At 66.9% G+C, this 26,816-nt stretch carries 24 protein-coding genes; 12 read left to right on the top strand and 12 right to left on the bottom strand.

Translation table 11 applies throughout. The annotated features are described in order from the left end of the window. Window positions 1-11 precede the first annotated feature (11 nt). Window positions 12-1,877, bottom strand: coding sequence for an adenine deaminase (locus BT183_RS18180; protein WP_072346098.1), 1,866 nt, complete (start codon window positions 1,875-1,877; stop codon window positions 12-14). 175 nt (window positions 1,878-2,052) lie between these two features. Here BT183_RS18180 and BT183_RS18175 point away from each other — a divergent pair, with 175 nt between their 5' ends. From BT183_RS18175 to BT183_RS18150, 6 genes are all read left to right on the top strand, one after another. Continuing rightward, on the top strand, window positions 2,053-3,093 hold the full coding sequence (locus BT183_RS18175; RefSeq protein WP_072346096.1) for an ABC transporter substrate-binding protein: 1,041 nt from the start codon (window positions 2,053-2,055) through the stop codon (window positions 3,091-3,093). Window positions 3,094-3,314: 221 nt separating this feature from the next. Then, entirely contained in the window at window positions 3,315-4,139 is an 825-nt protein-coding gene (locus BT183_RS18170; protein ID WP_072346094.1) for an ABC transporter permease, read from the top strand. Window position 4,140: 1 nt separating this feature from the next. Then, window positions 4,141-4,929 carry an ABC transporter permease gene (locus BT183_RS18165; RefSeq protein ID WP_072346092.1) on the top strand — a complete coding sequence of 263 codons (789 nt, stop codon included), beginning with the start codon at window positions 4,141-4,143 and terminating at the stop codon, window positions 4,927-4,929. A 55-nt stretch (window positions 4,930-4,984) separates the two neighbouring features. Next, complete coding sequence (locus BT183_RS18160) at window positions 4,985-6,049, top strand: ABC transporter ATP-binding protein (RefSeq protein ID WP_072346091.1); 1,065 nt, start codon at window positions 4,985-4,987, stop codon at window positions 6,047-6,049. Window positions 6,050-6,224: 175 nt separating this feature from the next. Further along, window positions 6,225-7,553, top strand: coding sequence for an amidohydrolase family protein (locus tag BT183_RS18155; protein WP_072346400.1), 1,329 nt, complete (start codon window positions 6,225-6,227; stop codon window positions 7,551-7,553). Further along, on the top strand, window positions 7,550-8,470 hold the full coding sequence (locus tag BT183_RS18150; RefSeq protein ID WP_072346089.1) for a nucleoside hydrolase: 921 nt from the start codon (window positions 7,550-7,552) through the stop codon (window positions 8,468-8,470). Before BT183_RS18155 ends, BT183_RS18150 begins: the two co-directional genes overlap by 4 nt. Window positions 8,471-8,566: 96 nt before the next feature. On the opposite strand, the gene panC is transcribed toward BT183_RS18150, so the two are convergent. The 5 genes from panC to BT183_RS18125 all read right to left on the bottom strand — a co-directional run bounded on the left by panC (window position 8,567) and on the right by BT183_RS18125 (window position 13,570). Next, a complete protein-coding gene (panC, locus tag BT183_RS18145) occupies window positions 8,567-9,406 on the bottom strand; it encodes a pantoate--beta-alanine ligase (protein ID WP_425290583.1) in 840 nt (279 codons plus the stop codon). An 8-nt stretch (window positions 9,407-9,414) separates the two neighbouring features. Further along, window positions 9,415-10,623 carry a bifunctional phosphopantothenoylcysteine decarboxylase/phosphopantothenate--cysteine ligase CoaBC gene (coaBC, locus tag BT183_RS18140; protein ID WP_177282619.1) on the bottom strand — a complete coding sequence of 403 codons (1,209 nt, stop codon included), beginning with the start codon at window positions 10,621-10,623 and terminating at the stop codon, window positions 9,415-9,417. Continuing rightward, on the bottom strand, window positions 10,616-11,416 hold the full coding sequence (locus BT183_RS18135; RefSeq protein WP_072346083.1) for a type III pantothenate kinase: 801 nt from the start codon (window positions 11,414-11,416) through the stop codon (window positions 10,616-10,618). Before BT183_RS18135 ends, coaBC begins: the two co-directional genes overlap by 8 nt. Then, the gene (gene panB, locus BT183_RS18130) at window positions 11,409-12,257 is read right to left on the bottom strand and encodes a 3-methyl-2-oxobutanoate hydroxymethyltransferase (protein WP_072346081.1); all 849 of its coding nucleotides are present in this window, start codon (window positions 12,255-12,257) and stop codon (window positions 11,409-11,411) included. The genes BT183_RS18135 and panB overlap by 8 nt, the downstream gene beginning before the upstream one ends. A 209-nt stretch (window positions 12,258-12,466) precedes the next feature. Beyond that, window positions 12,467-13,570: an ATP-dependent DNA helicase gene (locus tag BT183_RS18125; RefSeq protein WP_072346080.1), complete on the bottom strand. Its 1,104-nt coding sequence runs from the start codon at window positions 13,568-13,570 to the stop codon at window positions 12,467-12,469. A 181-nt stretch (window positions 13,571-13,751) separates the two neighbouring features. Here BT183_RS18125 and BT183_RS18120 point away from each other — a divergent pair, with 181 nt between their 5' ends. Continuing rightward, on the top strand, window positions 13,752-14,582 hold the full coding sequence (locus tag BT183_RS18120) for a transglutaminase-like domain-containing protein (RefSeq protein WP_072346079.1): 831 nt from the start codon (window positions 13,752-13,754) through the stop codon (window positions 14,580-14,582). Between the two features lie 151 nt (window positions 14,583-14,733). On the opposite strand, the gene BT183_RS18115 is transcribed toward BT183_RS18120, so the two are convergent. Next, window positions 14,734-15,480 (bottom strand): SDR family NAD(P)-dependent oxidoreductase, encoded by a 747-nt coding sequence (locus tag BT183_RS18115; RefSeq protein WP_072346077.1) that lies wholly within the window; start codon window positions 15,478-15,480, stop codon window positions 14,734-14,736. Between the two features lie 238 nt (window positions 15,481-15,718). On the opposite strand from BT183_RS18115, the gene BT183_RS18110 reads away from it, so the two are divergent. Continuing rightward, on the top strand, window positions 15,719-17,182 hold the full coding sequence (locus BT183_RS18110) for a DUF2793 domain-containing protein (RefSeq protein ID WP_072346075.1): 1,464 nt from the start codon (window positions 15,719-15,721) through the stop codon (window positions 17,180-17,182). On the opposite strand, the gene BT183_RS18105 is transcribed toward BT183_RS18110, so the two are convergent. From BT183_RS18105 to BT183_RS18090, 4 genes are all read right to left on the bottom strand, one after another. Further along, the gene (locus tag BT183_RS18105) at window positions 17,183-18,085 is read right to left on the bottom strand and encodes an ATP-grasp fold amidoligase family protein (RefSeq protein ID WP_072346073.1); all 903 of its coding nucleotides are present in this window, start codon (window positions 18,083-18,085) and stop codon (window positions 17,183-17,185) included. Beyond that, the gene (locus tag BT183_RS18100; RefSeq protein ID WP_084603653.1) at window positions 18,082-18,987 is read right to left on the bottom strand and encodes an ATP-grasp fold amidoligase family protein; all 906 of its coding nucleotides are present in this window, start codon (window positions 18,985-18,987) and stop codon (window positions 18,082-18,084) included. The genes BT183_RS18105 and BT183_RS18100 overlap by 4 nt, the downstream gene beginning before the upstream one ends. A gap of 80 nt (window positions 18,988-19,067) precedes the next feature. Further along, entirely contained in the window at window positions 19,068-19,811 is a 744-nt protein-coding gene (locus BT183_RS18095) for an anti-sigma factor (RefSeq protein ID WP_072346069.1), read from the bottom strand. Further along, complete coding sequence (locus BT183_RS18090) at window positions 19,808-20,350, bottom strand: sigma-70 family RNA polymerase sigma factor (protein ID WP_244545379.1); 543 nt, start codon at window positions 20,348-20,350, stop codon at window positions 19,808-19,810. The genes BT183_RS18095 and BT183_RS18090 overlap by 4 nt, the downstream gene beginning before the upstream one ends. A 189-nt stretch (window positions 20,351-20,539) precedes the next feature. Between BT183_RS18090 and BT183_RS18085 the strand changes: the two genes are divergently transcribed. The 4 genes from BT183_RS18085 to nagA all read left to right on the top strand — a co-directional run bounded on the left by BT183_RS18085 (window position 20,540) and on the right by nagA (window position 24,730). Continuing rightward, window positions 20,540-21,331 (top strand): DUF4394 domain-containing protein, encoded by a 792-nt coding sequence (locus BT183_RS18085; protein WP_072346064.1) that lies wholly within the window; start codon window positions 20,540-20,542, stop codon window positions 21,329-21,331. Window positions 21,332-21,726: 395 nt separating this feature from the next. After that, window positions 21,727-22,512, top strand: a complete 786-nt coding sequence (locus BT183_RS18080) for a GntR family transcriptional regulator (RefSeq protein WP_072346398.1) — start codon at window positions 21,727-21,729, stop codon at window positions 22,510-22,512. Further along, window positions 22,512-23,558 carry an SIS domain-containing protein gene (locus BT183_RS18075; protein WP_072346062.1) on the top strand — a complete coding sequence of 349 codons (1,047 nt, stop codon included), beginning with the start codon at window positions 22,512-22,514 and terminating at the stop codon, window positions 23,556-23,558. The genes BT183_RS18080 and BT183_RS18075 overlap by 1 nt, the downstream gene beginning before the upstream one ends. Further along, window positions 23,555-24,730, top strand: a complete 1,176-nt coding sequence (gene nagA / locus BT183_RS18070) for an N-acetylglucosamine-6-phosphate deacetylase (RefSeq protein ID WP_072346060.1) — start codon at window positions 23,555-23,557, stop codon at window positions 24,728-24,730. Before BT183_RS18075 ends, nagA begins: the two co-directional genes overlap by 4 nt. Window positions 24,731-24,790: 60 nt before the next feature. On the opposite strand, the gene BT183_RS18065 is transcribed toward nagA, so the two are convergent. Continuing rightward, a complete protein-coding gene (locus BT183_RS18065) occupies window positions 24,791-26,716 on the bottom strand; it encodes an alpha-amylase family glycosyl hydrolase (protein ID WP_072346058.1) in 1,926 nt (641 codons plus the stop codon). Between the last annotated feature and the right edge of the window lie 100 nt (window positions 26,717-26,816).

The raw sequence follows: 26,816 nt of genomic DNA, 5'->3' as shown, positions 1-26,816 counted from the left end.
CGGCGTTCCCCCTACCACACCACCTTGTGGGTCTCGCCCGTCGCAACGTTGACGAACCCTTCCGGCGCGAGCGGAGAGGGCGCGACCAGCACCCAGCGCCAGGGTGCGCAGGTCAGCGTGGCAAAGGCCAGCCGCTCGGGGAAGCCGGGGAACCAGCGCGGCGAGAAGGTCGGCTCGAACATCCACTCGATCTTTTCGCCCTCGGCATAAAGCGCCTTCATCTCCGCATCGAGCGCCTCGGGCGGGCGCTTGGTCATTAGGCCGGCGATCTCGTAGCGCACCGTGGCCACGAGCTTGCCCTCGCGCACCAGCGCCCAGCCGCCCTGGATGGCGGTGAGCGCGTTGACAGCCTCGGCCATCGCCGCGTCGGACGATCCCACGACCCAGATATTGTGCTTGTCATGCCCCATCGAGCAGGCGAGGGCCGTATCAGGGGTGCGCGGGCCGGTGCCAAGCCAGAACATTTTCGAGGTTCTGCCCTCGCCCGAGAACCGGTCGACGATGGCGAATTTGGTGACGTTGCGGTCGGGGTCGCGCGCGACCAGCCCCTCCTTCACCGGCAGTTCCATGGTGATGAAATCATCGGCCCAGTGGAAGGGCCGCAGGATCGCCGCCTGCATGCTCGCGCGCCCCGGCGCGGCGGGAATGGCGAAATCCTCGGCCGTCATCTTTCGCTTGATATTGACCGTTCTCGTCGCCCAGTCCGGCCAGTCGATGGCCGGCACCTCGGGCAGGTAACGCCCGTTTTCGGCAACGGGCCGCCCGTCGGCCCAGACCTTTTCGACCACAACGCCCGGTACATCCGAGAGCAGTACGATATCGGCGTAGCGCCCCGGCGCGATCGACCCCACCCAGGGGGTGAGCCGCATGTGGCGAGCCGGGTTAATCGTTACCATCTGAATGGCGATCTCCGGGGCCAGCCCCGCCGCGATCGCCAGCCGCACATTGTGGTTGGTGGCCCCCAGCCTCAGCGTGTCGGAGGCGGAGCGGTCATCGGTGACGATGGCGAACTGGCTCCAGTCCGACAGCCCTGCCGCCATCAGCCCCTTGACCATGTCGGGCAGGGAATGGGGCCGCAATTCCATGAAGAGCCCGGCCCTCAGTTTGTCGAGCACCTCCTCAGCCGTCCACGCCTCGTGGTCGGAGGCCAGCCCCGCCGCCGCGAAGGCCGAGATCGAGGGCAAGTCGCGGATGCCGGCGGCATGGCCTTCCACCACGCCGCGCGCCGCAAAGGTCGCCTCGATCATGCCCCAGAGCCGTTCGTGCGAGGGATTGTCTGGGTTCCATACCGCAGGCCAGTCCATCACCTCGTCGAGCCCCGCCACCATCAGCGAGGCCGCCATGAAGCTCTGCTGCTCGTCATGGCCGAAATGCCCGCCGCCCCATTCATAGGCGGTGGGCGGCACGGCCGAGCCGGGCAGGGGGAAGATCTTGAGCGGAGAGCCGCGCCGGCGCGGCTCGAGCCAGAAATCGAGCGTCTGCGGGCCCGCGACATTGGAGAATTCGTGGCTCGCCTCGCAGGTCCAGGTCGTGCCGTGCGGCAGCACCAGCGCCGCCTCCCATTCGGGTGTCAAATGGCTCGATTCGATATGCTTGTGCGCTTCCCCAAAGCCGGGCACCGCTGAAAGCCCGGGCTCGTGCACCCGCTCGGCCGCTTCCCCCGGCCAGCTCCCCGCCGGACCGACATAGGCGATGCGGCGACCGAAGATGACGATCTCCTGATCCTTGAGCCACAGGCGCGAATGCACATCGAGCAGCCGGCCCACGCGCAGCACGCGATCGGCAGGCGCCTTGCCGAGTGCCACGAGCGTGAGCTTGCGGCGGATCAGGGTCTCGTCGGCGGCGGAAATCAGCAGGTCGTCAGGGGTGTTCAGCATGGGCGCACCCTAGCGATTGGGCAGCCGGGGATAAACGGGGTGCGCGGGGGTGCCGCACATTCTTTTGGCTTGCGGGAGAAGGGGCGAAAAAATAGGCTAAGCCTCTCAGGGAGACTGCCACGAGCCGCATCGCCGGCGCTCCCCCCGGGTCCGCGATGCAAGGGAACACCGCAAGATGAACACCACACTGCGTATCACTCTGGCCACGGCGCTTTCTGCGCTCTCGATGGCCTCGGCCGCGCCGGCCCTCGCGCAGGGCAAGACGCTCACCATCTCCTGGTGGGGCTTCAATGGCGAGAAGCTCGAGGAAATCATCCTCAAGCCGTTCCGCGAGCAGTGCCAGTGCGAAATCGTCTTCGAGACCGGCAACAATGCCGACCGTCTCAACAAGATCCAGATCCGCAATGGCGGCGGCGTCGACGTCGCCTATTTCTCGGACAGCTTCTCGCAGATCGGTGTCGAGGCCGGGCTCTTCCAGAAGCTCGATCGCTCGCGCCTGCCCAATCTCGAGGGCATCTACGACATCGCCAAGGATCCGCAGGGTGGCCACGGCCCGGCCTACACCATCGGCCGCGTCGGCATCACCTATGACAGCGCCAAGGTCGATCCCCCGATCACCTCGTGGAACGATCTGTGGCGCGAGGACATGGCCTCTTCGCTCTCTCTGCCCGGCATCACCACCACGGCCGGCCCGATGGTCGTGATGAAGGCCGGCGACCATGCCGGCGTCGATGCGTTCGCCGATTCGGACGCTGCCTTCGCCGCGCTCGAAGAGCTCAAGCCCAATGTGGTCAAGAACTACAATACCGGCTCCGAGATGATCAACCTGTTCTCGACCGGTGAGATCAAGGCGGCCATCGCGCAGGACTTCACCCTCGCACAGATCCGCGCCGCCATGCCAACCGCGACCTGGGCCGAGCTCGAGGAAGGCGCCATCGCGACCCTCAACACCATCAATATCCCGGTGGGCGCCGCCGAGCCGGATCTGGCTTATGAGTACATCAACTTCGTGCTCTCGCCCGAAATCCAGCAGAAGCTGGCCGAAGAGGGCGTCGACGCCCCGGTGGTCAAGTCCGTGACCCTGACGCCCGAGCAGGCCGCTCTCTGGACCTATGGCGCCGATGTCATCGAAGGCCTGCAGCGCATCGACTACCAGAAGATGAACGCCGCCAAGACCGGCTGGATCGACCGCTGGAACGAGCTGTTCGGCAGCTGATCCTGGCAAGCGCGCAGCGGACCTCGTCCTTCGAGGGTCGCTGCGCTCCCGCCTCAGGATGAGGTCCTTCCGAGAGCACCTATGACGCTTTTGGAAGACCTTTATCCTGCGGCTTGAGGGGACACACGCCCACAAGGTCGCCTCATCCTGAGGTGCTCGGGGCAACGCCCCGAGCCTCGAAGGACGAGGCGGCGGCCACTGTCCCAGGAATGACGACGATCATGAAAAAATTCGCCGGATGGACGCTGTCGACCCCCGCCACGCTGGTGGTGGTGGCGTTCCTCATCCTGCCCGTCGCCGCGACGTTCTGGACGACGTTCTCGACGCCCAACGGTCCGCTCGCGCCCTATTTCGCCTTCTTCAACAGCAATCTCCGGCGCACGGTGCTTTTGCGCACCATCAACGTGTCGCTGGCCACCACCGCCATATCGCTCGTCATCGGTTTCCTGACCGCCTATGTCATCTCGCGCACGCCGGGCTGGCTGAAATCGATCCTTATCATCGCGGCGGTCTTTCCGCTCCTGACCGGGGTCGTGGTGCGCTCGTTCGCCTGGCTCATCATCCTGGGGCGCAACGGCATTCTCAACACCTCGCTGATCTCGCTGGGCATCACCGACACGCCCTTCCAGATGCTCTACACGCAGGGCTCGGTGATCGTGGCGATGGTCTATCTCTTCGTGCCGCTGATGATCCTGACCTGCGTCGGGGTGCTCGAATCCATTCCCGACGACCTGATCCAGGCCTCCTCATCGCTCGGGGCCTCGCCCACCGCCACCTTCCTCCAGGTCATCCTGCCGCTCGCCACCCCCGGCCTCATCGTGGGCGCGGTGCTTGTGTTCACCGGCAGCTTCACCGCCTATGCGACGCCCCAGCTTCTGGGCGGAGAGCAGGTGATGATGATGGGCACGCTCATGTACCAGCAGGCCATGGTGGTGTTCGACTGGGTCTCGGCCTCGACCATCGCCGCGATCATGGTGGTCTTCACCATTGCCATCGTGCTGGTGATGACCCGCGTGGCGCGCCGTCTCAACCCGATGGCGGTTTAAGATGACCCGTCCCGTTCATCCGCTGCTGATTGCGCTGACCGTTCTGGTCTTCATCTTCCTTGTCGGCCCGCTGGTCATCGTGGTCGGTTCGGCGCTGTCGGATACGACCTATCTCACCTTCCCGCCGCAGGGCCTGTCGCTGCGCTGGTTCGAGAACATCTTTGCCATCGCCGCCTTCCGCCGCACCATCATCACCAGCCTCCAGATCGCCTTCATCTCGACGGCCATCGCGCTGGTGATCGGCATTCCGGCCGCCTATGCGCTCAACCGGCACCGCATCCAGCTGCCCGCCTGGCTCTCGACGCTGTTCGTGCTGCCGGTGCTGGTGCCAGAGCTGGTGCTGGGCTTTTCTCTGCTGAAATCGGTCGCCACCGGCTTCCAGGTGCCGATCTTTCCGGCGCTGATCATCGGGCACACCCTTTTGGTGCTGCCCTATGTGGTGCGGGTGATCAGCGCCAGCCTCGCCAATTTCGATTTCGCCGCCGAGGAAGCGGCGGTGAGCCTTGGCAGCCCGCCGCTCAAGACCTTCTTCACCATCGTCCTGCCCAATGTGCGCTCGGGCGTGATCGCAGCCTTCATCCTGTGCTTCATCACCTCGATCAACGACGTGTCGATCTCGATCTTTCTCACCGGGCCGGGCATTTCGACCCTGCCGATCCAGATCCTCGCGCATGTCGAGCAATTCTTTGATCCCACCATCGCGTCGGTGTCGGTGCTGCTGATGGCGTTGACCGTGGCCGTGATGGCGGTGGTCGAGCGCACGCTCGGCCTCACCTTCCTTGCCAAATAGAAGCCTTTCCCTGCATGTCGTGCCCAGCCCGCATCGCCCGCCAGAGTAGCCGCAAGTGACCCAGAAGCTCTCCATTAGCAACATTTCGGCCCATTACGGGCAAACGAAGGTGCTGGAAGATCTCTCCCTAGAGGTCGGGGAAGGCGAACTCGTGTCGCTGCTCGGCGCCTCGGGCTGCGGCAAGACCACGACGCTGCGGCTTGTGGCGGGTTTCCTCACCCCCACCTCCGGCACCATCACCCTGGGCGGCAAGGATCTGACCCGGCTGCCCGCCCACAAGCGCGATATCGGGCTCGTCTTCCAGAACTACGCGCTCTTTCCCCATATGAGCGTGGCCGACAATGTGGGCTTTGGCCTAAAGCAGCGCGGCATCAACGGGCCCGAGCGCAAAACGCGGGTCGATGCCATGCTCGAGCGCGTCGGCCTTTCGGCGCTGGCCGACCGGCTGCCGGGGGCGCTCTCGGGCGGCCAGAAGCAGCGCGTCGCGCTGGCCCGGGCGCTGGTCATCGAGCCGCCGCTCCTGATGTTCGATGAGCCGCTCTCCAATCTCGATGCCAAGCTGCGCATCGACATGCGGGTGGAAATCCGTCAGCTCCAGCGGGCCAATGGCACCACCTCGGTTTATGTCACCCATGATCAGGAGGAGGCGTTCTCGATCTCCGATCGCGTCGCCATCATGCATCAGGGCCGCATCATGCAGCTCGATACCCCCGAGACCCTCTACCAGCGCCCGGCGAACGCCTTTGTCGCCCGGTTCGTGGGTTTCGAGAACCTCGTGCCGATGCGCGTCGTCGAGCGCGATGGCGCCAAGGTCACTGCCGAGGCCGAGGGGGGCGTGCGCCTCACCCTGCCGCTCGAAAACTATGGCGGCCACATCCCCGATGCCTTCGTGCTCGCCTGCCGCGACGAGGGCCTTTCGGTCACCCCCGATCTCGCCATGGAAGGCATTCCGGCCACCCTTGGCCTGCGCACCTATCTGGGGCGCGCCTACCAGTACCAGGCGGAGACTCCGGCCGGCCATCTTGTCGCCAACGGTCCGCTGACCCAGCCGCTCGAGCCGGGCATGGCCGTAAAGCTCGTCCCCGTGCCCGAGCAATGCACCATTCTCGCGCCCGAATGATCGGGGTCACGGTGGTGCGAAAGCCATCTCCTTTAAGGCATCGCTGCGCAATGCGCCTCAGGATGAGGGGCAGGTCCGGTGCGTTCCGCCCTCCTCATCCTGAGGTGCGCGCCCTGCCTTGGCAGGGCAAGCCTCGAAGGACGAGGAGGGCGGCCGGCACGGCCCCGGGCCGGCCATGACCCTCCTCCTCACCAATGCCCGCATCCTCACCATGGATGGCGCGCGGACCGAGCATGAGCGCGGCTGGCTGCGCATCGAGGGCACCACCATCGCGGCCCTAGCACCCGGCGATGCACCGCAGGTCGCGGGCGCCGAGATCATCGATTGCGGCGGCGATCTCGTCATGCCCGGGCTGGTCAACACCCATTGCCACCTCGCAATGACGCTGTTTCGGGGGCTGGGCGAAGATGTCGATGACCGGCTCTATCGCTATATCCTGCCGCTGGAGCGGCATTTCGTCGGCCCCGAAATGGTGCGTATCGGCACGGCGCTCGCGGCTTTGGAATCGATCATGGGCGGCACCACGAGTGTCGCCGACATGTATTATTTCGAGACCATGGTCGGCGAGGTCATGGCCGCCTCGGGCCTGCGCGCCATCGTAGGGCAGACGCTGGCCGATTTCTCGCCCCCTGACCATGCCGATTTCGACGAAGGCTTCGCGCGCGTCGAGGAACTGGTCGACCGTTTCGCCGGGCACCCGCTCGTTATCCCCTCCATCGCCCCGCACGCGCCCTATTCCACCGGCAGGGCGGTGATGGCACGTATCGCGGACTGGTCGGCCGATCACCCGCATGTGCCGGTGCAGATGCATCTGGCCGAATCCACCCTTGAGGTCGAGTGGGCGAAAAACACCCACGCCGCCTCGACCGTCGCCGTCACCCGTGATGCAGGGCTTTTGAAGCCCGGCCTCATCGCCGCCCATTGCCTCCAGCTCGACGATGCCGATATCGCCATGATGGCAGAGGCGGGCGTCGGGGTCGCGACCAATCCGCGCTCCAACGGCAAGGCCGGGCGTGGCATCGCCCCCATCGAGGCGCTGCGCAAGGCGGGGCTGCCCGCCGGCATCGGCTCGGATGGGGCGATGAGCGGCAACACGCTCGATCTTTTCGCCCAGTTCGCGCCCGTCTCGATGTTCGCCAAATTGCGCGCCGGCTCGCGCCGTCCGCTACCCGCCGTCGATGTCATCACCATGGCGACCATCGAGGGTGCCCGCGTGCTGGGCCTTGCGGACAAGGTGGGATCGCTGGCGGTGGGCAAGCAGGCCGATCTCATCCGCATCGATCTCTCGGCGCCGCGCCTCCACCCGATCTACGACATCTATGCGATGCTGGTCTTTGCCACCCTGCCCACCGATATCCGTGCCACAATGGTTGCCGGACGCTGGCTGATGGTCGACCGGCAGGTCCAGACGCTGGAGCGCGACAAGGTGCTGGCCGACGCAACGCAGCTCGCCGGGCAGTTCCGCGCCGAAATGGCCCGCATCGACGAAAGGCTGAGGCAATGAGCCGCCGCGTCATCATCGATACCGATCCGGGGCTCGACGATGCCGTCGCCATCCTTCTGGCGCTGGCCGATCCGGCGCTTGATGTCATCGGCATCACCAGTGTTGCCGGCAATATCGGCATCGCGCTCACAACGCGCAATGCCGGCCGGTTGCTGGCCGCTATGGGGTGCGGTGATGTGCCGGTGGCGATCGGCGCCATCGGACCGCTGCAGGGCCGCACCATCGATGAAGCCGCCATTCATGGCGATGACGGCTTGGGCGGGGTCAAGCTGCCCGAGCCGGATCATCCGCCGAAACCTGATGCTGTGCTCTGGCTCGCTGAAACGCTCCGCGCTCATCCCGCCGGCAGCATCGACCTTCTGGCACTCGGGCCGCTCACAAATCTCGCGCTGCTGTTGCGGCAGGACCCCGATGCGGCGCGGCGGCTCGGGCGCGTCATCGCCATGGGTGGGGCCATCGACGAGCCCGGCAATGTTGGCACGCGGTCCGAATTCAACTGCGCCGCCGATCCCCATGCCGTCGCCGAGGTGCTGGCCGCCGGGCTCGATTTGACCCTCGTCCCCCTCGATGTGACGCGCAAGGTGCGCGCCAACCGGCAGGATGTGGCCGAGCTCATGGCAGGATCCACCGTGGCGGCGCAGCTGTCCGGCGCGTTCGTCGCGGCCTATTTCCAGACGGCCATCCTCAAGGAGAGCCGCCCGCTCCACGATCCGCTGGTCATGCTGCTGGCGGTCGCCCCGGAGCTTTTTGCGCTCGAACCCATGTGGCTCACGGTCGAGCGCGACGATCCCATCGAAGCCGGCGCGCTCAGCCGCGATCCCGAGGGCCAGCCCGTGCTCGTCGCCATGGGCATCGACGCGCCCTCTGCCATGGCGCGGCTGAAGGCAGGGCTCGGAGGCGCTGCCGGGCGTCCCTGAGGGGGCAGGCTCTTTGCAACGCCCGTGCGCTGAACCCCTCATCCGGCCCTTCGGGCCACCTCCTCCCCTCGAGGGGAGAAGGAAAGCGTGCGTTTTTCAGCCTGCACCCAGCACCAGATTATCGATCAGCCGCGTCGTCCCGAGATAGGCCGCCACGGCCAGCAGCGCGCCCTCCGGCCCGACCGTTACAAGGGGCGCGAGCGAGGCGGGATGCCGGGCTTCCCAATATTGCTCCTTGAGGCGGGGCTCTCCGGCCAGCACCGTCCGGCCGACGGCCACGAGCCTCTTCGCATCGCGTTCACCGGCCGCGAAGGCCGCCTCTGCCGCAACGAGGCTGCGATGGATCGCCGGGGCGGCCGCCCTGTCCTCGGGCGAGAGGTAGATGTTGCGCGAGCTCATCGCCAGTCCGTCCGCCTCGCGCAGCGTCGGCCCGCGCACGATTTCGACCGGCACGTCGAGGTCGCGCACCATGCGCGCGATCACGGCGCATTGCTGCGCGTCCTTCTGGCCGAAAAACGCCACATCGGGTGCCACGATGTTGAAGAGCTTGAGCACCACCGTCGCCACGCCGCGGAAATGGCCGGGCCGGAAGGCGCCGCAGAGCGGCAGGGACACCTGCTCCTCGACCACGAAGGTCGAGGCGTCCTTGGGATAAAGATCCTCCACCGCCGGCAGGAACAGCGCATCCACCCCCGCCGCCTCGAGCAGCGCGAGATCGTTTTCCAGCGGGCGCGGATAGCGCGACAGATCCTCATTGGGCCCGAATTGCAGCGGGTTGACGAAGATCGAGGCGATCGTCCGGTCGGCCTGCGCTTTGGAGAGCGCCACGAGGCTCATATGCCCCTCATGCAGCGCCCCCATGGTGGGCACGAAGCCCAGCCGCGTGCCGGCCGGCAAGCCCTTCCGCCATGCGCGGACCTGGGGAATGGTGCGCAGGATCAGCGTCATGAGATCGCATCCAGAATGGCGCCGGCCAGGGCGCTCTTGTCCATGATCGGCAGGGGCAGGCTGCGCCCGTCGGCAAACAGCAGCACCCCGCCATTGGTGGGCACGGCAAAGCCGGTCGCGCTGCTTTCGCCCAGCCGCGCCACGGGGTTGGCGAAGAGAAAATCGAGCCCCTTGCGCGCAAGCTTGCCCCGGCCATGGGCCTCGACATCGTCGGTTTCGGCGGCAAAGCCGAGGAACCACTGGCCGGTCGCAGCCTGTCTGAGGCTCGCCAGCACATCGACCGAGGGCGCCATGGCGAGGCTCACCGCCGCCTCGGCGCGCTTGAGCTTACCCGGAGCCGGGCTTTCGACGCGATAGTCCATCACTGCCGCCGAGGCGATCACCCCGTCGCAATGGGGCAGGTGGCGCAGGGCGGTGGCGGCCATGTCCTCGGCCGTCCGCACCTCTTCGATCACCAGACGGATTTCGGCGCCCCTCGGCGCCACCGGTCGCACCACGCCCTTGTCGATGCCCAGAACGTGCCGCACGCTGGCGCCGCGCGCCAGAGCCGCTTCGGCCATGGCCGCGCCCATCCGCCCGGTCGAGCCATTGGTGATGTAGCGCACCGCATCGATCGGGGTCGTCGTCGGCCCGGCGGTGATGAGGATGGTCTTGCCCGCAAGCGGCTGGGCCGGCGGGGTGAGCGCCGCCGCAATCGCCGCCATGATCTCGGCGACCGGCGCGAGCTTGCCCACGCCCACCTCGCCACAGGCCAGAACCCCCGAAGCCGGCTCGACGATCCGCGCGCCGCGCCCGAGCAGGGTCTCGAGATGGCCCTGCACCACCGGCTTTTCCCACATCAGCGTGTTCATCGCGGGGGCGACGAGCATCGGGGCGGATGTGGCGAGCGCCACCGTCGAGGGGAGGTCGTCGGCCAGCCCGAGCGCAAGCTTGGCGAGAAAATCGGCCGAAGCGGGTGCCACGACGAACACGTCGGCCCAGCGCGCCAGCGTGATGTGCTCGGTGCCCGAGACCGAGGGCCCGAACAACGCAGAGAGCGCCGGCCGCCCGCTCAGGGTTTCGAGCACCAGCGGAGAGACGAATTCACATGCCGAGCGGGTCAAAAGGCACTGGGTCTGGTGGCCGGCCTTGCCCAGTTCCGAGACGAGATCGGCGATCTTGAAGGCCGAGATCGAGCCCGAGATCGCGATGAGGATGTTAGCCATTGGCGCGCCCATATTGGTAGAGGCCGGTGAGCGTCAGGTCGGGTTCGAGCCTGAACCGCTCCGAGAGCCGAATGAGGCGCGTGCAGCCGCCCGTGGCGATGAGCGTTGCGCCCGAAAGCCCGGAATCGCGGATCAGCCGGTCGGCCATGCCCTCGATCATCGCCTCATAGCCCTGCAGCACGCCCGAGCGGATCTGGGTTTCCGTGGTGTTGCCCACAGTCGTTTCGGGCCGCACGAGCTCGACCGAAAACAGCCGGGCCGCCCGCGCCTGTAGGGCCCGCCAGCTGGTTTCGAGCCCCGGCACGATGGCCCCACCGATATAGCGGCGGCCCTCGTCGATGAGGCAGAAGGTCGTCGCCGTCCCGGCATCGACGATCATGAGCGGCGGGTCCACGAGCGACAGGGCCCCGGCCACATTGGCCAGCCGGTCCGCCCCGAGGCTATCGGGGATCGGGATCGCCAACTCGAATTCCCGCGCGAGCTTTGCGGTGATCGAGAGGAACTCTACCCGGCGCGGCGCCTCCTTGCAGGCCCGTTCCACCACCGCTTCAAGCGCCGGCACCACGGTGGAAACGATGGCGCGGCTCGCCACCTGCCAGAGGTCGGCCCCGATCCGGTCGTAAAACAGCTGCCGCAGCAGCACGCGATATTCGTCGGCCGTTGCGGCAGCGTCGGTGCGAAAGCGAGTCTCGGCCTCCTGCCGGCCATCGGCGCGGTAGAGGCCGGCAACCGTGTGGGTATTGCCGATATCGAGCAGAAGCCAGCGCCCCTGCGCCCCGCTCGCCTCAGACAAGGGCGGGGCCCTTTCGTCCCTTGCGCGCCGCTTCGGGCGCGGGGGTCGCGGCAAAGCGGGTGGCCTTCACCTCGCCCACATAAGCGCGCACCGCCTTGTCGATGATCTCGGCGAGATTGGCGCGCGGGCGGGCAAAGCTCGGCGCCGGGCTGGTGTTGAGCCCCAGAAGGTCGTTGACCACCAGCACCTGCCCGGCGCAGCCCTCGCCCGAGCCGATGCCGATGGTGGGGATGTCGAGCAGCCCGGTGATTTCGGCGGCCACCTCGGGCACCACCATTTCGAGCACCAGCGCGAAGGCCCCGGCATCCTGGAGCGCCAGCGCTGCATCAATGAGCGCCTGCGCCGCCGGCGCGGTCTTGCCGTGGCGATAATACCCGCCCAGCTGGTGCACGGCCTGCGGGGTGAGGCCAATATGGCCCACCACCGGTATGCCCTGCTCGGTCAGACGCCGGACGATAGGGGCAACGCTTGCGCCGCCCTCGATCTTGACCCCCTGGCAGAGGCTCTCCTGCATCACGCGAATGCCGGCGCGGAGCGCCGTATCGGGGTCGGTGGCCGTGCCGAAGGGCAGGTCGACCACCACCATGGCTCGGCTCGTGCCGCGCACCACCGCCGCGCCATGGCGGATCATGTCGTCGAGCGTGACCGGCACGGTCGTTTCGTGCCCGAGCACCACATTGCCGAGGCTGTCGCCCACCAGCACGATCTCGACCCCGGCGGCATCGACCAGCCCGGCCATCACATGGTCATAGGCGGTCAGCATCGCCACCGCCTCGCCGCGCCGCCGCATCGCGCCGATGTCGCGTGTGGTGAGCCGTCGCGTCTCGGGCCGTGCGGACATGGGCAGATCTCCCGGGGTTCGGGCGAAGGCCTTTTGCCCCCGCGTAACCGTGTCGCAGGGTCACATATAGGCTCGCGAGGCAATTGCAAGCCGACGAAGGGCGGAGGCCTCGTGCGGACAGCGCATGTCGCAGGCGCCGGCGGCTGGAGCATCTGGTCGAAGGCCCGCGGATTTGCCCATGCCGCGTGGGGTTTCAGCCCGCTTCCCCCTTACCGCACGATGGTGATGGCCTCGCTGGCGCGGGTGACGGCGGTGTAGAGCCAGCGGCTGCGATCCTCGCGGAACACATAGCTTTCGTCGAACAGATACACCTTGTCCCACTGGCTGCCCTGCGCCTTGTGCACGGTGAGGCAGTAGCCGAAGGTGAATTCGTCGAACTGGCGGCGTTCGGGCCAGGAGAGCGTCTCCTCCTCGCCTGAAAAGAAGGCGGCATGGGTGGTGACCTTGGCCTGTCCCTTGCCTTTGCCGAGCCCCGGCTCGTCGGGGTCGAGCACCAGCTGGTAGCGCAGCGGCCCGCGCTTCTTGGCCTCGGCCACGGTCCAGATCTGGCCGTTCAGCAGCTTCTTCTGCGGGTTGTTCCTGAGGCAGACCAGCCGGTCGCCTGCCACCGGCTCGTGTCTCGGCAGGCCTTTCAATTCGCGCAGCCGGTCATTGTAGTGCAGGCGGGTCTTGTTGCGCCCCACCAGCACCTGGTCGGCGGTCAGCACCTCCTCGCGGTCCACCTGATCGCGCGCGATCACCTGGCTTTCGCCATAGCGGCCATAATCGAGGTCGCCACCCTCGCGGATATCCATCGAGAGCCGGATGATGGGGTTGTCCTGCGCCTGGCGGTGGATTTCGGTCAGCATCATGTCGGGCTCCTGGGCGGTGAAGAAGCCCGCGCCCTGGACCGGCGGCAGCTGGAACGGATCGCCCAGCACCAGCACCTTTGTGCCAAAGGAAAGAAGATCGCGCCCCAGCGCCTCATCGACCATCGAGACCTCGTCCACCACAATGAGGTCGGCCATGATCGCATCGCTTTCGGGGTCGAGGGCGAATTTGGGCTCGCCCTCCTTGTCCGATACCAACGAATAGATCAGCGAATGGATGGTGGAGGCGCCCTTGCAGCCATTCTTGCGCATCACAAGCGCCGCCTTGCCGGTAAAGGCGGCGTAGCGCACCGACTTCACCCCCTGCGCCAGATGCTGGGCGAGGGTGGATTTGCCGGTGCCGGCCCAACCGAACAGCCGGAAGACCTGCGGGCCCGACTTGTCCTTGAGCCATGCGGAGACCTTGGCGAGGGCTTCCTCCTGCTGCGGCGACCATTGCGTCACGGTCCGGCCCTTCCCAAGCTTTCGTTCTCCCCATGGCGCAAACGGGCGCAAAGCCGCGCGGGCCAAAGCCCGTGATGCCGTGAACAGGACGCGAACGGATCAGATTCGTCGGCCGAAGGCAAAGCGGAACGCTTTGCGGGGCCATGCGTTCATGCCGCTTCCACGCACCGGGGGCCGTTCCATGCGCTTTGCCATCGCCTCAAGCCTTGATTACCAGGCCTTCGGGCCATCGACGCTCATTCTCAACATCGAGGCGATGCGCGAAGGCCAGGCCATCCATTCGGAAGCCTTCTCGATCAATCCCGACATCGCCCATGAAGACCATGTCGCAGAGACCGGCAATCGCTATCGCCGCCTGCTCCTAGGCCCCGGCAGCTACCGGATCACCTACACCGCCGAAGTCGAAACCATGCCCAGCCACGAGTCGCCCGGCGACGTGCCCGAGGTACCGGTGAGCCAGCTGCCGCTGGCGGTTCTGCCCTATCTCTTTGCCAGCCGCTACTGCCCCTCCGACCAGCTGGCACGCTTTGCCATAAGGCAGTTCGGGCAGCTGCCGCAGGGGCATGAACGGGTGACGGCCATCTGCAACTGGATCTACGAGCATGTCGATTATCTGCGCGGCTCGAGCGATACCGGCACCACGGCAGCGGAAACCTTCGCGCAGCGGGCCGGGGTATGCCGCGATTTCGCCCATCTCGCCATCAGCTTCTGCCGCGCGCTCGGCATTCCGGCCCGGTTCGTCTCGGCCTATGGCTGGCAGCTCGATCCGCCCGATTTCCATGCCGTGTTCGAAGCCTGGCTCGGCAATCGCTGGTATGTCTTTGATGCGACGCGATTGAGCCCGGTGGATGGGCTCGTGCGGATCGGCGTGGGCCGCGACGCCGCCGACACGGCGTTTTCCACCTTTTTCGGCGCCATCACGCCCGGCCCGCTCAGCGTCTCGATCACCCCGGCCGGCCCTGCCGACGAAACCCGCCCCTGGACCACCGATGCGGTGAGCCTTTCGGGCTGATGCGATAGAGGACTAGTTTCGAGAACGGCCCTCGGGGTTCGAGACGCCCCTGCGGGGCTCCTCAGCATGAGGGCCGTTATTGTTCCGGAGAGCGTCCTCATAGTGAGGAGCGCCAACGGCGCGTCTCGAACCACGAGGGCGCGGCCGGCCCTCAATACGTCGCGCGGCCGCCCGACAGGTCGAACACCGAGGCGGTGGTGAAGCTGTTTTCCTTCGAGACCAGCCAGGACACCATGTTGGCGGCTTCGTCGACCTCGAGGAAGCGCCCGCGCGGGATGCGGCTCAGCATGTAGTCGATGAATTCGGGCTTGAGCTCATCGAGGATGCGCGTCTTGGCGGTGGCCGGGGTTATGGCGTTGACGGCGATGTCGTATTTCGCCAGCTCCTTGCCGAGCGCCTTGGTCATGGCGATGACGCCGCCCTTGGCCGCCGCATAGGCTGCGGCATTGGGGTTGCCCTCCTTGCCGGCGATGGAGGCGATGTTGACGATGCGGCCGTAATTGCGCGCCTTCATGCCCGGCACGATGGCGCGGTTGACGTAAAAGCAGCCATTGAGATCGATATCGATCACCCTGCGCCATTCCTCGAGCTCATAGTCGTCGAGCGGCGCGTTCTTGCCCGCGATGCCGGCCGAATGGACGAGGATCGAGACGGGGCCGGCTTCGGCCTCGGTCTGGGCGACGGCCTTTTCCACAGCGGCATAATCGGTGATGTTGACCACGACGCTGGTCGCCGCCGCGCCCAGTTCGGCCGCGGCGCTGTCGAGCAGCCCGGCATTCATGTCCCAGAGGCTGACCTTGGCACCCGAGGCCACCAGCCGGCGGGCGATGGCAAACCCGATGCCCTGTGCGCCACCGGTGATCACCGCCACCTGGCCGTTCAAATCGATCTGGTTCAACTCGCCCCTCGCTCTTGTCGCGTTCTTGCTGCTCTTCACGAATGCGAACGAAATTGGAAAACCATTCGCACTTCTGATTTTCGACCCTACACCCTCGAAAGGTGAGCGTCGATAGGGGGAGAAGGGGTCGGGCGGGGAAAGCCCAGCGCCGGCGTGGGCCTGCAGGCTTTGCCCCCCCTGCCGATCGCAGCCCTAGACTTGCGGCGACCTTTTTTGCCCGCAAGGACGCAGGACCCTCATGGATAGCCCCGCCGACCAGACCCTTCGCCTCGGCCTGCCTTTCATCATGGCCGCCCAGAGCCTCAAGCACATCACCCACAACGAAGCGCTGCAACGGCTCGACGCGCTGGTGCACCTGGCCGTCAGCGACCGCGATCGCACGGTGCCGCCTTCGGCCCCTGAAGAGGGCGACCGCCATATCGTGGGGCCAGGAGCGACCGGAGGATGGACCGGCCAGTCCGGCCGGCTGGCGGTGCGACAGGGCGGCGGCTGGGTGTTCTACGTGCCGCGGGCCGGCTGGCGCGCCCATGTGCTCGCCGAAGCCCGTGATATCGTCCATGACGGCGAAGACTGGACGGAGGCGGGCGGCGCCGGGGTCAATCCCGTGCCGCTCGTGGGCATCAACGCCACGGCCGACGAGATGAACCGTCTCTCGGTGAAGTCGCCGGCGAGCCTTTTCGACCATGACGGCACCGATCATCGCCTCAAGCTCAACAAGGCGCACGCCGCCGACACGGCCAGCATCCTCTTCCAGACCGGCTATTCCGGGCGGGCCGAATTCGGGCTTTCCGGCGACAATGACTGGCGGGTCAAGGTCTCGGCAGACGGCGCCGCATGGGTGGATGCGCTGCGGGTGGCGGCGGGTTCGGGCCGCGTAACCCTTCCCGCGGCGCTGTCCCTAACCGATCCCGATCAGGCGGTGGCTGCCCGCCATATCCGCGAGCGGCTCACGGCCAACCGCACCTATTATGTGCGCGCCGATGGCTCGAATGCCAATGACGGGCTCAGCAACACCGCAGGAGGCGCCTTCGCCACCCTGCAAAAGGCCATGGATGTCATCGCCGGGCTCGATTGCGACGTCCATAGCCTCACCGTCAGTGTCGGTGCCGGCACCTACACCGCCGGCCTCGTGCTCAAGAGCTATCTGGGTTCGGGCAGCGTCAGCTTTGTCGGCGACGAGACGACGCCCGCCAATGTGACGATCGAGGTGGCGGGTCTGCCCGTATCGACAAGCGCGGTGGGCGGCAGCTTCAGTGTGGCCGGCTTTCGCCTGCGCTCGACCGGCAGCCAGGATGTGCGCTGCCTAACCCGCACCAGCCTGACACTGCGCAGCAACGAGTATGCGGGGACGAGCAATTACCGCGTCTTCTGCGGCCAGTTCGGGCGCATTTCCTTTGCCGGCAGCAACAATGCCATCTCGAGCCTCGGCGGCGGCTTCCTGCTGATCCAGGCCTATGGCTATGTCGAGATGTTTTCGACCACTTTCACCATCACCGCCAATCTCACCATGACGGGCGCCTTTGCCTTCTGCCAGGCCGGCTTCCTTCAGGTGGCGCTCAATACGTTTACCCTGGGAGGCTTCACGGTCACCGGCAATCGCGCCACCGTCACCCAGAACGGGGTGATCTCGGGCACCGGCGGCACGAGCTATTTCCCGGGCTCGGTTGCCGCCTCGGCGCTCACCGGCGGACAATACAGCTGATCAGCGGGCGCCGGGCCCCAGCGGCGGGAGGTGGAGTTCCCGCCCCATGGCGAGATCGCCCCAGTCCGGCAGGAACGGCAGGTAACCGCCATTGTGGTGGAAGGTGATCTCGTTGAAGAGCACCCGGTCGGGCGCGTCATAGACATCGACGCGGGCAAAGAGCTGTCCGGCCGCCATGCGGTCGGCCATCTCGAACATGGCCTCCAGCCGTTCCGGCCGGGGCGGAAGCGCCTCGGGCATGGGGTAGCGCATGGTATAGGGCTGGCGCTGCCAGTTGCGGTCCATAAGGCTGCGCCGCCGGCCTGATGGGCGTTCGTCGTCCATCCAGAAATACCGCGCCATGCCGGCAAAGCAGTAGATCATGTGCACCTGGGGCACGCGTCCATAGATGACGCCGAGATCGGCTTCGACGAGCAGCCGCGGCGTAATGCCGGAATACTGGTACTCGCGCGCATAGACGCCGTAATCGGTGGCGAGCCAGCCGCGCATCGTCGCCATCGCCGCCGGCCAGTCGAGGCGGCTCTTGTCGCAAAAGAGGATAAGGCCAGAGGCGTGGTTGGGCTTGACCACGAAGCGCTCGGGCAGGGCATCGAGATCGATCGCCTCGGGCCGGTCGGCAGAGGCCAGCAGGGGCACCAGCGCATGGGCGCCCACCCGCTCTTTTACCACCTCCCGCACCGCCAGCTTGTCGGCGAGGATGCTGGCATCCGGGGCGCGGTAAAAGCGCTTGAGGGCGATGATCTTGTCGCTCATCCGCTGCGGGTTGGAGAGGTTCGGCCAGCGCGGGCCCATGCCATGGCTCAGCCGTGCATGGCTCAGCAGCACGAAATCATAGAGCGGATCGGGCAGCGCCGGCACCAGCCTGGTACGGACCCAGTGCCTGAGCCGCATCGGCAGGGTCATTTCGCCCGGCGGCCCTGGCGCTGCAGAGGGGGAAGGACGAGCTGACTGCCCAGAAAGGCATCGGCTCTGTCGGGGATGACGTTCAGGAAGCCGCCATTATGGTGGAAGGTCACTTCCCCCAGAAGGATCTGGCCGGGCGTGTCATAGAGATCGACGCGCGCAAAGGGCAGGTCAGCGGCCATTGCGCGGGCCACCGCAAAAAACGCCTTCAGCCGCTCGGGCGCCGGCTCCGGCTTTTCGGCGTGCGGGGCTCCCTCCGAGAAGGGCTGCAGCCGCCCTTCCGCATCATAGACATTGCGCCGCCGCTCGCCATTGGGCTCGACCTGCCGCATGAAGAGGTAGCGCGGCTCCCCATTAAAGCATAGCACCTTGGGTTCGGGCAGGTCCTCGCCATGCATGGCCTTGAGATCGGGCTGCACGAGCAGGACGCGCCGCGGTGTCGCATACTGATATTCACGCGAATAGCCGGCGTAATCGGTATCGAGCCAGGTCTGGAATGTCCGGCTTGCCTCGACCCAGTCGATGCTGTCGCGGCTGGCCCGCATCACCATGCCCGAGCCGTGATTGGGCTTGACCACGAAGCGCTCGGGCAGGCTCTCCCGGTCGATGGCCTCCGGACTATCGGCGACCTGAAGCAGCGGCATCGCGTATTCCGGCCCCAGCCGCTGGGCCACGATGTCGCGCACGAGCAGCTTGTCAGCCAGCTGTACCGCCAGGGGATGGCGATGGAAGCGCTTCAGCGCCAGCATCTTGTCGCTGAGCCGCGTCGGGTTCGACAGGTTCGGCCAGTGCGGCAGCTTTCCGTTAGTCAGGCGGACGTAGTTGAGCATGATGAGATCATGCAGCCCATCGCTGATCGATCGCATCACCGTGCGCCGCAACAGCCGTCTCACCTGCTTCATCGCATGCCCCCAGACCCCGGTTGTCCCTTAGCGCCGGGCGGGGTCTTTGCACAAGCGTTCAAGCTCGAAAGCGCGCGGGTTTAGACCTCCGGGGGCTGCTGGGCGAGCCCCTTGACGAGGATGGGGCCGGTGGGGCGGCCGGTGGGCGAGCCTGGAGCAGGTTCGAGCGTGATCTCGTAGAGCTGGCCGGACGCCGGCCGGGGCAGGTTAGGACCAGAGAGTACGATCGAGCGCGGGCTGTCGAAGCGCCCCAGCGAGACCGGGCCGGTGGCAGGATTGGGCAGGGTCCAGAGCTCGAGCACCCGGCCTTCGGGCACGATGAAATTCTCGAGCGGCACGACCCGCACGCTGTCATCGGCGAAGGCCTCGATGATGGCGCCGGGAACCTGGGTCCCCTCCGAAAGCAGTACGGCAACCACCACCGGCGCCCCCGGCTCGGGCAGCGGACGGGTCTGCCAACCGGTGAGATAGCCGAGGCCGGCGGCAACCAGCACGCTCGCGGCCATGGGCAGCAGGCGCCAGTCGGCGCGCTTTTCCCGCCTTGGCGCAGTCGGTGTCGCCGCGGCCGTCGGTGCGGCCGGGCGAAGGGGGGCGACCTGGGGGTGCGCATCGAGCTGGTCGGCGAGCCTCTCCCAGAGCCCGGCCGAAACCGGGGCCGGCTCGGCCGTATCATCGAGCGCACCCATGCGGCGGGCCAGCAGGTCGACCTGCGCGGCAAGGGCGGGATCGCGCAGCATATCGGCCTCGAACGCGGCCTGCGCCTCGGGCTCCATCAGCCCCAGCACGTAGTCGCCGGCCCGGCCCATATCGTCGGGTGTGCTCATGCCAGGCACTCCTGCAGCGCGATCATGCCGCGCCGGATCCAGGCCTTCACGGTGCCGAGCGGCGCCTTCAGCGTCGCGGCGGTCTCGCCATGGCTCATGCCGACCACATAGCAGAGCAGGATGGCCTTGCGCTTGGCCTGATCGAGGGTGGAGAGGCAGCCGCGCAGCGCGTCGCGCTCGGCCAGCCGGTCGAAGGCGGCAAGCGCGTCGGCCTCGCGGTCGCCCAGTTCGGCGAGGCTTTCCTCGTCATGGGTTTCGAGCCGCCCGCCATCGCGCAGCATGTTGAGGGCGCGGTTGCGGGTGATCGTGGTGATCCACGCTACGGCCGCGCCGCGCGCGGGATCATAGAGGCGGGCCTTCTGCCAGACGGCGATGAAGGCATCCTGCACCACTTCCTCGGCCAGGTCGTCGCGCCGCACGATGCGCCGGGCGATGGCCTTCATCCGCCCCGCCTGGGCGGTGAACAGGCTTGCGAGTGCCGCCCGGTCGCCTTGCCCGATCCGCACCATCAACGCTTCGGCATCGTCACTTCCGGCCACGCGCGCGCTCCTTCTTGTCGTCTTCCTAACACGGGGAAACCGCGAAACGACGCAAGGCTCGGAAAAAAAGCACGAGGCCCGAAAAAATAATCGCACCCGCTGCATCCAGAAGGGGGAGCCCGTGGGTAATCCCTTCGTAACGGGCGCCAATCGCCCCCCGAGAACAAACAACAAGACTGGGAGACAACCATGACCATCATCCGCCCCGCCGCCCGCCTCGCGCTCGCCGCTTCCGCTTTTGCCCTTACCGCTGCCACCGCACTTGCTGCTCCGGCTGTGGCGCTCGTGGGCGACAAGACCCTCGTGATGATCGACACCGAGACGCTCGCCGTCTCCGGCATGGTCGATGTCGAAGGGGTCGATGCGCTGCACGGCATCGATGTGCGCCCCGCCGACAACCTGCTCTATGGCGTTGCCTCGGACGGCCGCGTCGTCACCATCGATCCCGCCACGGGCGCTGCCACCGACAAGAGCACGCTCTCCGAAACCCTGCCCGATGGCGTGGGCGCCATGGTCGACTTCAACCCGGCCGCCGACCGCCTGCGCATCATGGCCACCGATGGCACCAATCATCGCGCCAATGTCGATGATGGCGCCGTCACCGTCGATGGCTCGCTGAAGTTCGATCCGGCCGGCCCCAATGCCGCCGACCAACAGATGGTGGTGGCCACCGCCTATCTCAATTCCTACGGCAAGCCCGAAGCGACCAAGATGTATGACATCGACGCCGCCAAGGGCCTCCTCCAGCAGACCGCCCCCAATGACGGCACGCTTGCCGTGATCGGGGATGGCGAGGGCTGGGATGCCGAGACCTATGCCTTCGACATCCAGACGACGGCCGACGGCACCAACACCGCCTGGCTGATCGCCGACAATGTCGTGCACACGCTCGATCTCGAGAGCGGCGAAGCCACTGCCGTGGGTGAACTTGCCGGCATCGACGGCATGATCCGCGACGTCGCCATCCTCCCGGCGATGTAAGCCTCGGGATCGTCCTTCCGCCCCGGGCCGGCACCCCAGCCGCTGGCCCGGATCGGCGGAAAGCCGGGTCGGCTCCCTCCGGGGCCGGCCCGGTTTGCTTTTGCGGGTGGTGCGGCAAGCTTGGCAAGCATGCCAACACCATACCACTTGTTCTGAGGACTTAAGCTGGCCTCAAGGGCTTAACCCGGCAGGAAAACTCAGGGAAAGAGCGGGGAACGCGCGATGGGCTCCCGGCCTGCGAGGGCGAGCGGAAATTTCCCTTGGCCGCTGGTCTATTATTGGTATTATGCCGGCAAGGGAGTCCGTCCAGTGCCGCCATGCCCGCCGACGCCAGTTCGCCTGCTCAATCCGGGCCGTTGCGCCCCGGCCTGCCGGCGCGTGAACGGGGGATGGTGATGGCCGAGACCGCGGCCGGGCTGTTCGGAGACGACGCAATCGTGCTGCCCCAGGGCGGCCCCATCTATCTGCGTCTGAAGCGCTGGATAGAAGAGGCGGTGCATTCGGGCAAGATCAACCCCGGCGACGCCCTGCCTTCCGAACGCGATCTGGCGCAGCGTGTCGATGTCTCGCGCGTCACCGTGCGCAAGGCGGTGCAGCAGCTGGTGCGCGAGGGCGTGCTGGTGCAGCGCCATGGCTCGGGCACATTCGTCGCCCCGCAGCTGGGGCGCGTCGAGCAGTCGCTTTCCCGCCTCACCTCCTTTGCCGAAGACATGGCGCGGCGCGGCATGGCTGTGCGCTCGGTGTTCCTCGATCGCGGCCTCTATCTGCCCTCGCCCGAAGAGACCGTTTCGCTTGGCCTCTCATCGGGCGACCGCGTTGCGCGCATCGCGCGGCTGCGCATCGCCGGAGAAACGCCCCTTGCCGTCGAGCGCGCGGCGCTTTCGGCTGATGTGCTGCCCGATCCCGAGGCGGTGACCAATTCGCTCTATGCCCATCTCGAAGTCTCGGGGCGCCGGCCCGTGCGCGCCATCCAGCGCATCCGTGCCGCCAATCTCTCGGCCGAGGATGCGCGACTGCTCGATGTGCCTTCGGGGTCGGCAAGCCTGCATATCGAGCGTATATCCTACCTTGCAACAGGCCGCGTCATCGAGTTCACCCGCTCGCTCTATCGCGGCGATCTTTATGATTTCGTCGCCGAGCTGAGGCTTGGCGATGGAGGCAGCGGGCAGGGGAACCGTTGATGACACACGCGCCGACCACAGCAGCTGCCAAGACCTTCATGCGGGCCGAGATCGAGGAGATCCCGGCTGCAGTGGCGCGGTTGCTGGCACAGCGCGATGCCATCGGGGCTGCGGGCGAGGCCCTGCGCGCCCGCGATCCCGGGCTGGTGGCCACAATCGCGCGTGGATCGTCCGACCATGCCTCGGCCTTCTTCAAATATGCCGTCGAGCTCTCGGCTGGCGTGCCGGTGGCCTCTCTCGGGCCCTCGATCATGTCGATCTATGGGCGCTCGCTGAAGCTTTCCAACGCCGCTGCCGTCTCGGTGTCCCAATCGGGCAAGAGCCCCGATATCGTCGCCATGGCCGAGGCCGCCAAGGCCAGCGGCGCGCTCTCCATCGCGGTCACCAACACGCTCGATTCGCCCCTTGCCGCCGCATCCGATCACGCCATCGGCCTTGCCGCGGGCGAGGAGAAGTCGGTGGCCGCCACCAAGACCTTCGTCAATTCCGTCGTTGCCGGCCTTGCCCTGCTGGCTGCCTGGCAGCGCGACAGCGCGCTCGAAGCCGCGCTCGCCAGCCTGCCCGAGAGCCTGACGCGGGCCATCGCCTGCGACTGGTCGGCGCTGGGGGAGGGGCTGGGCGACCATCGCTCGCTCTATGTGCTGGGGCGTGGCCCGACGCTCGCCATTGCCGGCGAAGCGGCGCTCAAATTCAAGGAAACCTGCGGCCTTCATGCCGAAGCCTACAGCTCGGCCGAAGTGCTGCACGGGCCGGCCCGCATCGTCGAAAACGGCTTCCCCATTCTCGGGCTCGCCGTACCCGATGCCGCCGAGACCTCGCTGGCCGAAAGCGTCGATCGCCTCGCCGCCCAGGGTGCCATCGCCTTTGCCACGACCGACAGGGCGAAATCGGCCACGCGGCTGCCCTCTGTCGTCACCGGGCATCCGCTCTGCGATGCGCTGGGGCTGATCGTGTCGTTCTATGCCTTTGTCGAAGGCCATTCGCGGCATCTGGGCTACAACCCCGATACCCCGCCGCATCTGATGAAGGTCACCCGCACCGTATGAGCCGCCCCGCTGCGCTTACCGCCATTGTCGGCGCCGAACGCCTCTTCGATGGCGAGGCGTGGCATGAGGGTGCGGCCCTGCTCGTTGCTGATGGCATCGTCACCGGCATCGTGCCGGAGGATGCCATTCCCGCCGAGGCGGGGCGCCAGAGGCTCGAGGGCGGGCTCATCGTGCCCGGGCTCGTCGACCTGCAGGTCAATGGCGGGGGCGGGGTGCAGTTCAACGATGCGCCCGATCTCGAGGCGATCAGGACCATCCTCGCGGCCCATGCGGCGGCGGGGGTCACGGCGCTCCTGCCCACGCTCATCACCGACAGCCCCGCCATCACCGCCCGCGCGCTGGCGGCGGGCGCCGAGGCCGCGCGGCTCGAACTACCGGGGTTCCTGGGGCTGCATCTCGAAGGCCCGCATCTCGCCCTCTCGCGCAAGGGCGCACATGATCCGGCGCTGATCCGCCCGATGGAGCCGGCCGATCGCGATGCGCTCATCGCCGCCCGGCCGAGCCTGCCGCATCTCATCGTCACGGTAGCGGCCGAAACCGTGCCGCCGGAACAGATAGCGGCGCTGGCGGCGGCCGGCATCACCGTTTCCATCGGCCATTCCGATGCCGGCTACACGATGGTCGAGGCGGCGGCTTCGGCCGGCGCGTCGATGGTCACGCATCTGTTCAACGCGCAGAGCCAGATGCTCAATCGCGAGCCCGGCGTGGTCGGCGCGGCGCTGGGGCTGGGCTCGCTCTGGGCCGGCATCATCGCCGATGGCATCCATGTGCACCCGGCCGCGCTCGATGTCGCCATGCGCGCCAAGCGCGGGCCCGGGCGGGTTTTTCTTGTTTCCGATGCCATGGCTCCGGCGGGTACCGACATCAAATCCTTTACCCTCAACGGCCGCACCATCACGCGCGCCGATGGTGCCCTGCGGCTGGCCGATGGCACGCTCGCCGGCGCCGACCTGACGCTGATCGAAGCCGTGCGCTTCGTCCATCGCAGGCTCGCGCTGCCTCTGGAGGAGGCGCTGCGAATGGCCTCGCTCTATCCCGCCCAGGCGATCGGCGCTTCGGCCCGACACGGCCACCTTCGGCGCGGGGCGCGGGCCGATTTCGTGCATCTTTCGAGCGATCTCGTGCCCTTGTCGACCCACATCGCCGGTGTGCCGATGGTACCGCGCCCCTAAAGCGCGGCCAACCAGACGGGCATCGGCGTCCCCGGTCCTGAATGCCGGCCGACAAACTCTTCATCCCTCGAGATCGCGCTGGAAAGCCTTGAGCTCCGCGACCTCGGGGGCCGGACGCGGCGCGGCACGCGAGGCGCCGAACAGCAGCGCGCAATCGGCAGGCAGGGTCCAGCGCTCCATCAGGTCGATGGGGGCCCGGCCCGCCCCGCCATAGGCAGGGTCTTCCGTCGACATCATCACCCGCCACTCCGTCCCTTCGGGCGGCGCATAAAGCGCATCGGGGATGGAGCGAATGGCGAGGTCGCGGCCCAGATTGATCAGCAGCAGCCGGTCGGTTCCGCTGCCTTGCGCGAACCAGCGCAGCATGAGGGTGTCCTCGCTCACCACACTGCCATCGAGCCCGCCGCTGCGGGCATTGGGCTGGAGCGAAAGCACCGGGTCGGACTTGCGCAGGCGAATGAGGTCGCGATGCAGCGCCAGCCATTCGCCATGGGCGTCGCGCTCGGCCCAGTCGAGTTTGGTCGCCGCAAAGCATTCAGGGCTGGCCGGGCGCATGACGCGGCTTTCCATGGCCGGATCACGCAGGCTGGGAAACTGGGTCATTTCCTTTTTGCGCCCTTCGGCGATGGCGTCGTCGAGTTCGCCCTGTTCGGAGAAATAGAGAAAGCGCTGTGAGGCGGCAAAATCCTGGCCCTGGAACAGCATGGGCGTTTGTGGACCCAGCAGAAGCAGCGCGGTGAGCGCCCGGGTCCGCGCCGGACTGCCCAGCTGATGGACCCGCATGCCGCGACCCGAATTGGCGATCTGGTCGTGATTGTCGAGAAAATGCACGAACTGCGCGGCGCCGAGATCACGGGCGGGCGTACCGCGGGCGTGCATCTGCCAGTCATAGCGCTGGCCCTGGAACTGGAAGCCGAACTTTGCCGACGAGACGAATTCCTGCGGGCGCCCATGATGGTCGTGATAATAGGCCTCGCGCCGCCCGGTGAGCGCAACGCGCGCCGAATGGTGGAAATCATCGTTCCAGATCGCATCGAGCCCCATGCCTCCCTGGGGTTCGGGGCGGGCGAATTTGGCCTTCTGCGTCTCGATCTCGCCGATCATCACGATGGATCGCTCGCCGGCGGCCTTGCGGCAGGCGGCCACCAGTTCGCCAACGATGTGGCGCGGGCACTCGTCCTTGATCTCTTGCACCGCATCGAGCCGCAAGCCATCGAAATGGAAATCGCGGATCCACTGCACGGCATTCCCGATGACATGGTCGCGAACGCCCTGAGCCTGCGGACCGTCGAAATTGAGTACCTTGCCCCAGTCGTTTTCCTCGGATTTGAAATAGTGGCGCGAGAAATCCGCCGTCCGGTTGCCATGGCCGAAATGGTTGTAGACCACATCGAGGATCATCCCGAGCCCCAGCGCATGGGCGCGGTCGATGAAGGCCCTGAGGTCGTCGGGGCGGCCATAGTGGTGATAGGGCGAAAAGAGATGGGTGCCGTCATAGCCCCAGCCAAACCGGCCGCGAAAGGTTGCAACCGGCATCATCTCGATGAGCGTGATGCCTGTGTCGACGAGCAGCGGCAGCTTGTCCATCGCCGCCGCCCAGGTGCCCTCCGGGGTGAAGCTGCCCACATGCATCTCCATGACCACCTGGCCGGCGATGCGCAGCCCCGGCCAGTCCCGGTCGGTCCACTCATAGTCACTGCCCACAACTTCGGAGGGGCCCTCCGGCCCCTCGGGCTGCCAGCGCGAGGCTGGGTCGGCGAGCCATTCGGAGCTGTCCCCGGGGCGGAGCCAATAGCGATCCCCGATCGCGGCGCCCTCTATGGTGGCTTCGAAATAGCCGTCGGAGGCCTTCTGGAGCCCGAAATCGCCGCGCCCCTCGATGCGCAGGGCCATCTGGTCGTGTTCGGGAGCCCAGACGATAAAACGCACGCCGCCATCGACAGGCAGGGCGCCCGGGCACCGTCCGGACGGTAGGATATCAGTCATTTGAGGCAGGTCTCCGAGGCTGGTCGGCCGGTCAACGTGAGGTTGGCGGGGCGGTTCCGCCGGCCCGTTCATGCAAATGCCGACAGGCCCGCGCTACGAC

Source organism: Devosia enhydra (assembly GCF_900119845.1).
Classification (GTDB): Bacteria; Pseudomonadota; Alphaproteobacteria; order Rhizobiales; family Devosiaceae; genus FPKU01.
Note: the sequence above shows the minus strand (reverse complement) of the source record. Positions and strands in the feature narration are given on the sequence as shown.

What these genes read in the sequence shown, in the direction of transcription:
- BT183_RS18180 (WP_072346098.1), bottom strand. Translation starts at nt 1,877, where the DNA reads ATGCTGAACACCCCTGACGACCTGCTGATTTCCGCCGCCGACGAGACC.
- BT183_RS18175 (WP_072346096.1), top strand. Translation starts at nt 2,053, where the DNA reads ATGAACACCACACTGCGTATCACTCTGGCCACGGCGCTTTCTGCGCTC.
- BT183_RS18170 (WP_072346094.1), top strand. Translation starts at nt 3,315, where the DNA reads ATGAAAAAATTCGCCGGATGGACGCTGTCGACCCCCGCCACGCTGGTG.
- BT183_RS18165 (WP_072346092.1), top strand. Translation starts at nt 4,141, where the DNA reads ATGACCCGTCCCGTTCATCCGCTGCTGATTGCGCTGACCGTTCTGGTC.
- BT183_RS18155 (WP_072346400.1), top strand. Translation starts at nt 6,225, where the DNA reads ATGACCCTCCTCCTCACCAATGCCCGCATCCTCACCATGGATGGCGCG.
- BT183_RS18150 (WP_072346089.1), top strand. Translation starts at nt 7,550, where the DNA reads ATGAGCCGCCGCGTCATCATCGATACCGATCCGGGGCTCGACGATGCC.
- coaBC (WP_177282619.1), bottom strand. Translation starts at nt 10,623, where the DNA reads ATGGCTAACATCCTCATCGCGATCTCGGGCTCGATCTCGGCCTTCAAG.
- panB (WP_072346081.1), bottom strand. Translation starts at nt 12,257, where the DNA reads ATGTCCGCACGGCCCGAGACGCGACGGCTCACCACACGCGACATCGGC.
- BT183_RS18120 (WP_072346079.1), top strand. Translation starts at nt 13,752, where the DNA reads ATGCGCTTTGCCATCGCCTCAAGCCTTGATTACCAGGCCTTCGGGCCA.
- BT183_RS18110 (WP_072346075.1), top strand. Translation starts at nt 15,719, where the DNA reads ATGGATAGCCCCGCCGACCAGACCCTTCGCCTCGGCCTGCCTTTCATC.
- BT183_RS18105 (WP_072346073.1), bottom strand. Translation starts at nt 18,085, where the DNA reads ATGACCCTGCCGATGCGGCTCAGGCACTGGGTCCGTACCAGGCTGGTG.
- BT183_RS18100 (WP_084603653.1), bottom strand. Translation starts at nt 18,987, where the DNA reads ATGAAGCAGGTGAGACGGCTGTTGCGGCGCACGGTGATGCGATCGATC.
- BT183_RS18095 (WP_072346069.1), bottom strand. Translation starts at nt 19,811, where the DNA reads ATGAGCACACCCGACGATATGGGCCGGGCCGGCGACTACGTGCTGGGG.
- BT183_RS18085 (WP_072346064.1), top strand. Translation starts at nt 20,540, where the DNA reads ATGACCATCATCCGCCCCGCCGCCCGCCTCGCGCTCGCCGCTTCCGCT.
- BT183_RS18080 (WP_072346398.1), top strand. Translation starts at nt 21,727, where the DNA reads ATGGCCGAGACCGCGGCCGGGCTGTTCGGAGACGACGCAATCGTGCTG.
- BT183_RS18075 (WP_072346062.1), top strand. Translation starts at nt 22,512, where the DNA reads ATGACACACGCGCCGACCACAGCAGCTGCCAAGACCTTCATGCGGGCC.
- nagA (WP_072346060.1), top strand. Translation starts at nt 23,555, where the DNA reads ATGAGCCGCCCCGCTGCGCTTACCGCCATTGTCGGCGCCGAACGCCTC.
- BT183_RS18065 (WP_072346058.1), bottom strand. Translation starts at nt 26,716, where the DNA reads ATGACTGATATCCTACCGTCCGGACGGTGCCCGGGCGCCCTGCCTGTC.